The organism is Aeromonas sp. HMWF014, assembly GCF_963878295.1.
Classification (GTDB): Bacteria; Pseudomonadota; Gammaproteobacteria; order Enterobacterales; family Aeromonadaceae; genus Aeromonas; species Aeromonas popoffii.
On record NZ_CAWNYS010000568.1, the window covers coordinates 1 to 10,030 of the forward strand.

The following is a 10,030-nucleotide window of genomic DNA, read 5'->3' on the forward strand; positions in this document are numbered from 1 at the left end:
GCCGGAGGACGTGGACACCAGCAACGACAACAGCCTCATCAGCCTGGCCAATGGCAAGGTGTTGTTGAGTGCAACGGTGACGGTGGTGGATGGCGACAACGACACCGCGACCGGCACGGTGAGTGCCGATCTGGGTGGTAACATCAACTTCGAGGACGATGTCCCGAGCGTCAGCAGTAATCTCACGGTGCAACTCGATGATGATGCCCTTGCCAATGGCATTCAGGATGGTCCGAATGACGATGACAATGCGGTAAACACTAACGGTATCCTCGCTCATAACTTCGGGGCGGATGGTGCGGGTAGTGTGCAATGGCTGACTACGGGGGCGCCAGCAGGTTTTACTTATGAAACAAATCTCACAGGTGCCCTGTTGGTCAAGCAGGGGGCGACCACAGTACTGACAGTAACCCTGAACTCGGCCACAGGGGTATATAGCGTGACGCAGAATGCGCCTATTCAGCATGCGAACGCTGATCAGGAGAACAACCAGGCGTTTACCCTGAACTATCAAGTGACCGATGGCGATGGTGATACCGCGAGCGGTACGTTGGCTATCAATGTCGATGACGATACGCCGCTGGCGAAAAACGACACGGCCATTGTTGCTGAGTCCAGTGGCAAGGACTTCAATGTTGCCTTTGTTCTGGACTCTAGCGGCAGTATTAGCAATAGCGAGTTCACAACCATGATGAATGCCGTGAAAGCGGCGGGGCAGGCGTTGTTCAACGGTACCGATGGCGATGTGAGAATCACCATAGTGGCGTTCTCTTCGGACTCACTGGCATATGCCCCGGTGGCATCGAATGCTGCATTCAATGCTCTGATAGATGACATTATTGCCAATAGGCCGTTTAGTGGCGGGACCGATTTTACCGATGCTATCCAGCAAACCATGGTGTCTTATGCCCCAATTGAGGGTTGGAGCAACCAGATCTTCTTCATCAGTGATGGCAACCCTAATGAGCAAACGGGTACGGGCGGTAACTCGCTGAGCGACGTGACGGCAACGGCTTGGAACACCTTTGTTGATAGTAACGCCATCAACGTCACCACTATTGGTGTGGGTGATGGTATTAACACCACCCGCTTGCAGAATGTTGATCTCGATGGTAGTGGGTCCCCGATTCTGGTAGCCGACTTTAATGGCCTGATCAATACATTACTTGGTCAGATCTCGGGTAACTTTGTCAGCGGCAATGTTCTGCTTGGCAACAACAACGCAGTGGGTGGCGGCGACGATGACGCATACGGTGCCGATGGTCCGGGGCGGATCATGTCTATCAAGATCAATGGCACGACCTACGCCTGGGATGGCGTCTTGGATGGCGATCAGCAGCTGACCAACATCACGACGGCTCTGGGTGGCAAGCTGACCTTTAATTTTGTCACGGGCGCATGGGGCTACACCTCGCCGCAAAGCGTTTCAGCGGACACCAGCGAAAGCTTCGACTATGTGATCGTCGACAAGGATGGCGATCAAGCGAGCGCTACTCTGACGATCAATATTGAGGATGCTGCACCGGTGATCGGTAAGGTGGATGAGGACGAGTTGACTGGCGGCATCACCGATGGCGATGCCCAGATGACTTCCGTCTCAGGAAGCTTGGTTGAACTATTGGTCGGTACGAACAGCGGCCAGTTCAGTTTGGATACCACCCCAAATGTCATGCCGTCCCTGACTTCGGATGGAGTGACGGTCACCTACGGTTTCTCTGGGAATACCCTGACGGCGATGGCAGGTGCGACAACAGTCTTCACCTTGGTGGTGCAGAGCAATGGTTCCTACACCTTCACCCTGCTTGGGCCGCTAGACCACCCGAATGTCAATGGTGATGACAACGAGCTTCTGACGTTGAATCTGACCGGAGCCATTCGAGCTTTCGATGGGGTCAACTCGCTGCCGCTGGCTGGTGACCTGCTTATCGAGGTTGAAGATGATATCCCTTCGATCTTGGCCAGTTCCAATCTGGTGTACTCAAACAGTAGCAACCCGGGTGGTGGCACTGGTGTGTTTGATTACAGCACCGGTGCGGATAATCGCGGCACTGGGCCGTTCTCGTCGTCCGACTCGGATTTTAATGCCATCGGTCTGACGGGAACCGTTGGTGGCACGGCCATTACGTCGCAATTGGTTACCTGGGCGTCGGAGAATGCTAGCACGGCCACTTTTGATATTGAGTTCAATTACGCGCCGAATCCGGCCAGTCCCGGAATCACGCAGGTGGCAACTGGTACTCTGGTCTTCGACAAAAGCAACGGTACCTACACGGTATCGTTGGATGAGCCGATCGAGGGTTTCAGTGTCCTCAAAACCAGCGCTTCGCTGAGTATCACGGGCTACGCATCGGGGGGGAGTGTCCCGGATAACTCGCAGCCGGATGTGTCGGTGGCCAAGCTGGACAATGATTTTTACGTTCAGTTCAGAAGTGCTGCAGAGCCTGGTGGAGGCACCGGGACGAATAATCTGCAGACTGGTGGCGCTAATACCAATATATTCGCCAATGGCGAGTTGTTCACCCAGACGGCTTCCTGGGTCAGTGTTTCAAATTCGGCGAACGGTGTGGCTGGCGATACCATCGGCAAGGGGGAGGTGCTGGACCTGACATTCCATACCACCAACCCGACGGGTACCGTAGTCGCCAACCCTGATGGTCGGGCGGCGGGTATATTCCTGAAATTCGATGGTATCAATAGTGAAGACCTGGTGGTGGTGCTGAAACTGATCGGCACTGGTGGCATAACCACCACCCGAGCTCTGGTGATCAGCAACAGTGATATTGCTAAATCTGGCAGTAGCGCTGCGACCCTGGCAGCCCTGCTGGCTTATGGCATTACCCTGGACAATAACGATGGGGCCATCGTCATTGAACAAAATGACTACAACGGCATAGGTGAAAACTGGCAGATCTACGGCGCGCAGATCCTGACCAGCGTGGAGGGCATTACCACTACCACTGCGCTGAACTTCAATGCGGCCTTCGGTGATACAGGTGGTTCGAATACGACAACGGACTTCACTAACCAGACCGACAGCGATGTAGTGAAAGTTTCTGATATTGGCCTGGTCACTTCGGAAAATACCACACTGGATGCCGAGCTGGACTTCCTGGTTGGGGTTAAGGATGCCGATAACGATGCCACCTCCAGCACCAATCTACATGTGACCATCGAAGCTGGCACCACCTTCACTGGATCGGCGTTGGCGGATGTGATTCAGGGCGGTGCCGGGAACGACACTCTCTCAGGTTTGGCTGGTGACGATACACTGATAGGTGGACTGGGAGATGACATTCTGATTGGTGGCTCTGGCAGTGACACCATGACAGGGGGAACAGGTAAGGATACCTTCAAGTGGATGTCGGGTGATGCCGGTGGTATTGATACCATCAAGGATTTCACTACGGGAGCTAATGGCGATGTGCTGGACCTGAGTGATTTGCTCAGTGGGGAACAGACAAATGCAGCAACATTGGATCAGTATTTTAACTTTGCATCCGGCCCAGGTAGCAATAAGTCTACTCTGACGATCGACCTGGATGGCTCGAACAGTGGGTCTACAACCCATACTATCTTCTTTGATAACGTGGATCTGACCCTTGGAGGAACAAGAACAGATCAACAGATCATTCAAGACTTGCTGGATCAAGGCAACCTCAAGGTTGATCCGTAATCGAGTAATGGGGCCGGGCTATGCCTGGCCCCTGTTTTTTGACAGAGGTGGCGGCTAAGATAGCGGCAGTACAGGAGAGGGTCACCATGCAGTCATTCAATTGGATCGATATCGATGGCATTCGCTATAGCTGGGATGGGCAGGGCAGCATTACCTGCACCGGCCAGTTTGGCTATCAGGCCACGATGGCAGGTGATCGGATCGATGCACTGGATCTTGAAAGCCAAGATGGCGAAGTGGCGGGTTCCCTCAATGTGGACTTCGCGACAGCGACCATCGCTTTCACGCCGGCAGTCGATGCAGAACCACCTCATATGGTGGTGCTGGTCGGGCACGATCAGGGGGAGCAGGAGTATTCGCTGCAGAGTCTGAGCGATAGCTGTTTGCAGGATCTGCTCATGCACTCCGACAGCATAGATTATGCTCCACTTATCACGTCCACGCTGGCAGACCCCGAGACCTCGCCGCAAGGACACGTTCTGTCGTGGGATTCCTTCCATTTTGATGATGACGTCGTGCTCGGTTCCCGCAGCGTCACGCCGATGGCACCCGGCCATCAAGAGCTGATGGGCAACGAGATCAGCATCAACATCGACATGACCAATCAGGTGCTGGATCAGATACCGTCATTGCACGATATATGAATCCCATTCGACCACGGGCATAATGACCTCACTCTAATTGACTGAGGTTTTTTTCTATGTGGCGTCCCCTTCTTACCCTTTCCGCTCTGGTCGTCAGTGCTCCGTTATTCGCACTTGAAGTACCGCAAGCCCCGCATCTGGTGGTGAGTGGTTATGCCGAGCAGAAGGCCGAGCCAGATATGCTGACCCTCAATGTGTCGGTGACCGCGCTGGAAAAGCAGGGCATCAAGGCCAAGCAGCAGGTGGATGGCAAGGTCGCGGCCTTCTTTGGCCAACTGGAAGGGTTGGGCATCAAGCGCAGTGATGTGGAGGCGGGCAACCTGGTGATCTTCCCCGAGTATCAATATCCGCAGAACAAGAAGCCGGAACTGGTGGGCTACCGTGCCCAGCGTCAACTCGCGGTCAAACTCTACCAGCTCGACAAGCTGAGCGAGCTGATGGATACCGCCCTCAAGGCGGGTCTGGAGTCTGTGTCCCAGATAGAGTACGGCCTCAAGTCGCCGCAGACCATCAAGGAGCAGGCGCGTGTCGGTGCGGTGGAAGATGCCAAGATCAAGGCGGAATCACTGGCCAAGGCGTTCGGTATGAAGCTTGGCAAGGTTTACAGCGTCGAGTACCGCAACAACACCCCCATGCCCGTCTATAGCCGTGCACTCAAGGAGGCCGTCATGGCTGCGCCTGCCGCCGACATGATGGAAAACAGCTATCAACAGCAGCAGATAAGCATCACGGACAACGTGGAAGCCGTCTTCCTGCTGGAATAAGGCTTTGGCCATCCGGCCTTGTCGATCTACCCCAGGCCCGAGGCTCATCCCCTCGGGCTTGTCGTTTTTACCTGGCAAGCTGGATTGAGTGCGCAGGCCGGATAGCGGCCCGCAGATGATGATGTGACTGGCAGGATCCCGATCATGCCTGGTGGTCTATGGTGCAAGGGTGGGGGGCGCTGGTGCCTGGCCCTGCGCTCTGCCGCCAGCGAGTGGCAGATGACGGATAGCAAGATGCCGGTCGGTGACCGGCATCTGATGGTGTAACGAGGTGGATTAACCCAGATTGGCGGCAACCCGTGCACGACGCTTCTGTTTGAGCTGATAGCCGATGGCCAGCACGACGATCCAGACCGGGATGAGCAGCACTGAAATCTGGATGCCCGGAGTCAGGTACATGATGACCAGGATACCTGCCATGAAGGCGAGGCAGAGGTAGTTACCAAACGGATACCAGAATGCCTTGAACTTGGGCTCAACGCCTTCGGCTTGTTTGCTTTGGCGAAACTTCAGGTGCGCGAGGCTTATCATGGCCCAGTTGATGACCAGTGCCGAGACCACCAGCGCCATCAGCAGCTCGAATGCCTTGCCCGGCATCAGGAAGTTGATCAGCACGCACAAGAGGGTGGCCGCGGCGGAGATGGAGATGGCCACCACGGGCACACCACTCTTGTTGGTCTTGAGCAGGCTGCGCGGGCCGTTGCCCTGCTTGGCCAGACCGAACAACATGCGACTGTTGCAGTAGACGCAGCTGTTGTAGACCGACAGTGCAGCAGTCAGCACCACCATGTTGAGCACGGTCGCGACCAGGTTGCTGTCCAGCGCGTGGAAGATCATCACGAAGGGACTGCCGCCTTCCACGACTTTGCCCCAGGGGTAGAGGGACATCAACACGGCCAGGGCGCCAATGTAGAAAATGAGGATGCGGTAGATAACCTGATTGGTGGCTTTGGGAATGCTCTTCTCGGGATCGTCCGCCTCAGCAGCCGTGATCCCCACCAGCTCAAGACCGCCGAACGAAAACATGATCACCGCCATCGCCATCACCAGACCGCTGATGCCGTTGGGGAAGAAGCCGCCTTGATCCCACAGGTTGGTGATGCTGGCATCCGGTCCGCCGTTGCCACTGGCGAGCAGGTAGCTGCCAAAGCCAATCATGCCGACGATGGCGACCACCTTGATGATGGCAAACCAGAACTCCATCTCGCCGAACGCCTTCACGTTGGAGAGGTTGATGGCATTGATCAGCACGAAGAAGACGGCAGCCGACATCCAGGTCGGGATCTCGGGCCACCAGTACTGGACATAGATGCCGACCGCCGTCAGCTCGGCCATGCTCACCAGCACGTAGAGTACCCAGTAGTTCCAGCCGGAGGCGAAACCGGCGAAGTCACCCCAGTATTTGTAGGCAAAGTGGCTGAAGGAGCCCGCCACCGGCTCTTCTACCACCATTTCACCGAGCTGGCGCATGATGAGGAAGGCGATAAAGCCGCCGATGGCATAGCCAAGCAGCACTGAGGGGCCCGCCATCTTGATGGTCTGGGCAATGCCGAGAAACAGGCCGGTGCCTATGGCGCCGCCCAATGCGATGAGCTGGATATGGCGGTTTTTCAGGCCGCGTTTCAGCTCCTCACCGTCTTGTTGAAGATCCATTCTTCCTTCCTTACGTCTCTGATATCACTCGTCTGTCATCTCGTTCCGTCCCGTCGAGTCACTCCATGTGACCTTGCACGGCAACATTGTGCTAAAAACGTGACGAAACCCGTATTTATTTCGTTACAGTTGGCTGATTGTTGTTTTTTGTAGCGACTACCAACGGAAGCAGAATAGTGATAATCGATTGTCTGCGCACCTGTTTTCCTCATTGCTCGCCGGTTTTTTCGGCATGAAACAGGTTTTTTATGATTTGAACGCGCTGGAGGGGAGTGGTTGCTCGCGTTGTATACAATCGAATCCTGTTCAGTTGACTCCTTCATTGATTCCTGTTTTATGAAGTCTCCTCCATAAATAAGGATGTGTTTCATGCAACGTATTATTGGTAGCCTGCTGGCCGTCGTGCTCTGGTTGACGGTCTGGCTATCTCCCTTGTTGCTGACCATGGCGGCGGGATGCCTGCTGGTCTGGGCAGTGCAGGGGGATGACTATCTGGTGCTGCACTTTCGAACCGTGCTGCTGGCCGCTGGCGCTGTCGGTTTGTTGCCATCGGTCTGGTTGACCGAGCGGGTACGCCGGCGTCATGGTGTGCTCAACTTCTATGCCATGCTGATGAGCAACAAGGAGTTGAACAGCACCGCCTCCCGTTCCCGCTAATCATAAAAACCGAGCCAGGTGCAGCCGCATCTGGCTCGGTTTTTATGTCTGCCTGTCACTCCTGCTCGCCGTCATCCATGGACTATGTCGGGCTCAGCTTCTAACCCCTGCCCGGTTCAATAGAGCTGACGGCGCATGCCGGTTGCCTCCAGAATTTTCGCGCTTATCTCCTCCACCGAATGAGAGCTGGTGTCGAGAAAGCGGATCGCCTCCCGGCGGAACAGCCGCTCCACACTCGCCAGCTCCTGCTCGCACTGCTCCAGCGATGAGTAGCGACTGTTGGCGCGGCGCTGGTTGCGGATCTCGTGTAGCCGCTGGGGCGCTATGGTGAGGCCGAACAGCTTGTGGCGGTTGGCCTTGAGGGCGCTGGGCAAGTCCAGCGAGCCCATGTCCTGCTCGATGAAGGGGTAGTTGGCGGCCCGGATGCCAAATTGCAGCGCCAGATAGAGGCTGGTCGGGGTCTTGCCGCAGCGGGAGACCCCGATGAGAATGATGTCCGCCTCCTCATACTCCTTGGTGGTAATGCCGTCGTCGTTGGCCAGTGCGAAGTTCACCGCCTCGATGCGATCGTCATAGAGCTTGCGATTCTCCATGCCGTGAGTGCGATGCAGCCTGGGTTCGGCTTTGACCCCCAGCTCATACTCCAGCGGGCTGACGAAGGTGTTGAGAAAGTCGTGGCTGCTGGCCTGGGCCTTAAGCACCTCTTCACGTACCAGGGGGTCGACTATGGTGTGAAACAGGATGGGGCGTATCCCGGTCTGACGGAATTGCTCGTCGATGCGCGCCCGCACCTGCCTGGCTTTGTCCTGCGTCTCGACGAAGGGGATGGTGATTTGCTCAAACACCAGCGGAAACTGGCTCAATACGGCGTGGCCGAACACCTCGGCCGTGATGGCGGTGCCGTCGGATACATAGAATACGGTGTGCACGATGCGCTCCTGTGATACGGGTTGGCGAGGTTGCGAGCAGTCAGTATCTCTCGAAACTATACCGATATTGTCAACCTATCTACTGTGCCCAAGTTGTGAAGTGGCTTGCAAACCTGAGTCGTTACCTTTTTGTGTTGGCATTGTAGAATGTCTGTGTCATTCGGCTATCCCCAAATCTTGCTCGGGGATTTTTTTGACAACAAATAGAAAACGTTTTCATATTCGTTGGCAACAGTAGAAACAGACAATAACGCATATAACTCACGCACATAATTTGGCGCAGAAGGTGCCATGGCACCCGAGCCCACCAACCTGGAGACATGCAAGTGCAACAGTACGTACTCTGGTACGAACAACTCGGAATGCAAGATGTAGAACGAGTTGGCGGCAAGAACGCATCCCTTGGCGAGATGATCAGCAACCTCTCTGGTGCCGGTGTATCCGTGCCGGGTGGCTTTGCGACCACGGCCTTTGCGTTTAACGAGTTTCTGGAGTTAAGCGGCCTTAACGGCAAGATCCATGATCTGCTCGATACCCTGGATGTGGACGACATCGCCGCCCTCAACCGGGCCGGTCAGCAGATCCGTGACTGGGTGATCGAGGCGCCGTTCCAGAGCGCGCTGGAGCAGGCGATCTGCGCGGCCTACGACAAGCTGAGTGCGGGTGTGGATGCCTCTTTCGCGGTGCGCTCCTCCGCCACCGCCGAGGATATGCCGGACGCTTCCTTTGCCGGTCAGCAGGAGACCTTTCTCAACGTACGCGGCATCGATGCCGTCATGATTGCCGTCAAGCATGTGTTTGCTTCACTGTTCAACGATCGCGCTATCTCTTATCGGGTGCATCAGGGGTATGACCATAAGGGCGTGGCGCTCTCGGCCGGGGTGCAGCGCATGGTGCGCTCGGATCTGGCTGCCTCCGGCGTCATGTTCACTCTGGATACCGAATCGGGTTTCAACGATGTGGTCTTCATCACAGGGGCCCAGGGGCTGGGCGAGATGGTGGTGCAGGGGGCCGTCAACCCGGACGAGTTTTATGTGCACAAACCAACCCTCAGGGGCGGGCGTCCTGCCGTGGTGCGCAAGACGCTCGGCTCGAAACTTATCAAGATGACCTACTCGGACGATGCCGGTCACGGCCGTCAGGTGAAGATCGTCGACACGACCGAGACCGAGCGCAGCCGCTTCTGCATCACGGATGAGGAGGTGATGGCGCTGGCGAAACAGGCGCTCATCATAGAGCAGCACTACGGTCGCCCCATGGATATCGAGTGGGCCAAAGATGGACAGGATGGCCAGCTCTACATAGTGCAGGCGCGTCCCGAGACGGTGCGCAGCCGCCAGGAGGCCAACACCCTCGAACGTTTTGCACTCAAACAGGCGGGCAAGGTGCTGATCGAGGGGCGTGCCATCGGCCACAAGATTGGTGCGGGCCCGGCGCGGGTCATCTCCTCCATCCGCCAGATGGACGAGGTTCAGCCCGGCGATGTACTGGTCACCGACATGACGGATCCTGATTGGGAGCCCATCATGAAGCGGGCCTCAGCTATCGTCACCAACCGTGGCGGGCGCACCTGTCACGCCGCCATCATCGCCCGCGAGCTGGGTATTCCGGCGGTGGTGGGTTGCGGCAACGCCACCGATCATATTACCCCGGGTCAGCTCATTACCGTCTCCTGTGCGGAAGGGGATACCGGCTTCATCTATGATGGCG

Annotated in this window: 8 protein-coding genes; 6 read left to right on the forward strand and 2 right to left on the reverse strand. The window is 56.3% G+C overall.

The window, feature by feature from the left end; all coding sequences use genetic code 11:
* Positions 1-10: 10 nt before the first annotated feature.
* The 4 genes from AAC083_RS21895 (at position 11) to AAC083_RS21910 (ending at position 5,348) form a co-directional block, all read left to right on the forward strand.
* Entirely contained in the window at positions 11-3,673 is a 3,663-nt protein-coding gene (locus AAC083_RS21895) for a T1SS-143 repeat domain-containing protein (protein ID WP_146181762.1), read from the forward strand.
* Positions 3,674-3,759: 86 nt separating this feature from the next.
* Positions 3,760-4,317, forward strand: a complete 558-nt coding sequence (locus AAC083_RS21900) for a hypothetical protein (RefSeq protein WP_108537695.1) — start codon at positions 3,760-3,762, stop codon at positions 4,315-4,317.
* 56 nt (positions 4,318-4,373) lie between these two features.
* Positions 4,374-5,081, forward strand: a complete 708-nt coding sequence (locus AAC083_RS21905; protein ID WP_042037863.1) for an SIMPL domain-containing protein — start codon at positions 4,374-4,376, stop codon at positions 5,079-5,081.
* Between the two features lie 144 nt (positions 5,082-5,225).
* The gene (locus AAC083_RS21910) at positions 5,226-5,348 is read left to right on the forward strand and encodes a hypothetical protein (protein WP_258224823.1); all 123 of its coding nucleotides are present in this window, start codon (positions 5,226-5,228) and stop codon (positions 5,346-5,348) included.
* 9 nt (positions 5,349-5,357) lie between these two features.
* Here the strand turns inward: AAC083_RS21910 and AAC083_RS21915 are convergent, their stop codons facing one another.
* Positions 5,358-6,734: an amino acid permease gene (locus tag AAC083_RS21915; protein ID WP_042037864.1), complete on the reverse strand. Its 1,377-nt coding sequence runs from the start codon at positions 6,732-6,734 to the stop codon at positions 5,358-5,360.
* Between the two features lie 369 nt (positions 6,735-7,103).
* Here AAC083_RS21915 and AAC083_RS21920 point away from each other — a divergent pair, with 369 nt between their 5' ends.
* Complete coding sequence (locus AAC083_RS21920) at positions 7,104-7,391, forward strand: hypothetical protein (protein ID WP_108537697.1); 288 nt, start codon at positions 7,104-7,106, stop codon at positions 7,389-7,391.
* A gap of 116 nt (positions 7,392-7,507) precedes the next feature.
* On the opposite strand, the gene ppsR is transcribed toward AAC083_RS21920, so the two are convergent.
* The gene (gene ppsR / locus AAC083_RS21925) at positions 7,508-8,320 is read right to left on the reverse strand and encodes a posphoenolpyruvate synthetase regulatory kinase/phosphorylase PpsR (RefSeq protein WP_108537698.1); all 813 of its coding nucleotides are present in this window, start codon (positions 8,318-8,320) and stop codon (positions 7,508-7,510) included.
* A 320-nt stretch (positions 8,321-8,640) separates the two neighbouring features.
* Here ppsR and ppsA point away from each other — a divergent pair.
* Positions 8,641-10,030 (forward strand): phosphoenolpyruvate synthase (gene ppsA / locus AAC083_RS21930; protein ID WP_181364852.1); only part of this gene is annotated, 1,390 nt, incomplete at its 3' end.

What these genes read in the sequence shown, in the direction of transcription:
- AAC083_RS21920 (WP_108537697.1), top strand. Translation starts at nt 7,104, where the DNA reads ATGCAACGTATTATTGGTAGCCTGCTGGCCGTCGTGCTCTGGTTGACG.
- AAC083_RS21905 (WP_042037863.1), top strand. Translation starts at nt 4,374, where the DNA reads ATGTGGCGTCCCCTTCTTACCCTTTCCGCTCTGGTCGTCAGTGCTCCG.
- AAC083_RS21910 (WP_258224823.1), top strand. Translation starts at nt 5,226, where the DNA reads ATGCCTGGTGGTCTATGGTGCAAGGGTGGGGGGCGCTGGTGCCTGGCC.
- AAC083_RS21900 (WP_108537695.1), top strand. Translation starts at nt 3,760, where the DNA reads ATGCAGTCATTCAATTGGATCGATATCGATGGCATTCGCTATAGCTGG.
- AAC083_RS21915 (WP_042037864.1), bottom strand. Translation starts at nt 6,734, where the DNA reads ATGGATCTTCAACAAGACGGTGAGGAGCTGAAACGCGGCCTGAAAAAC.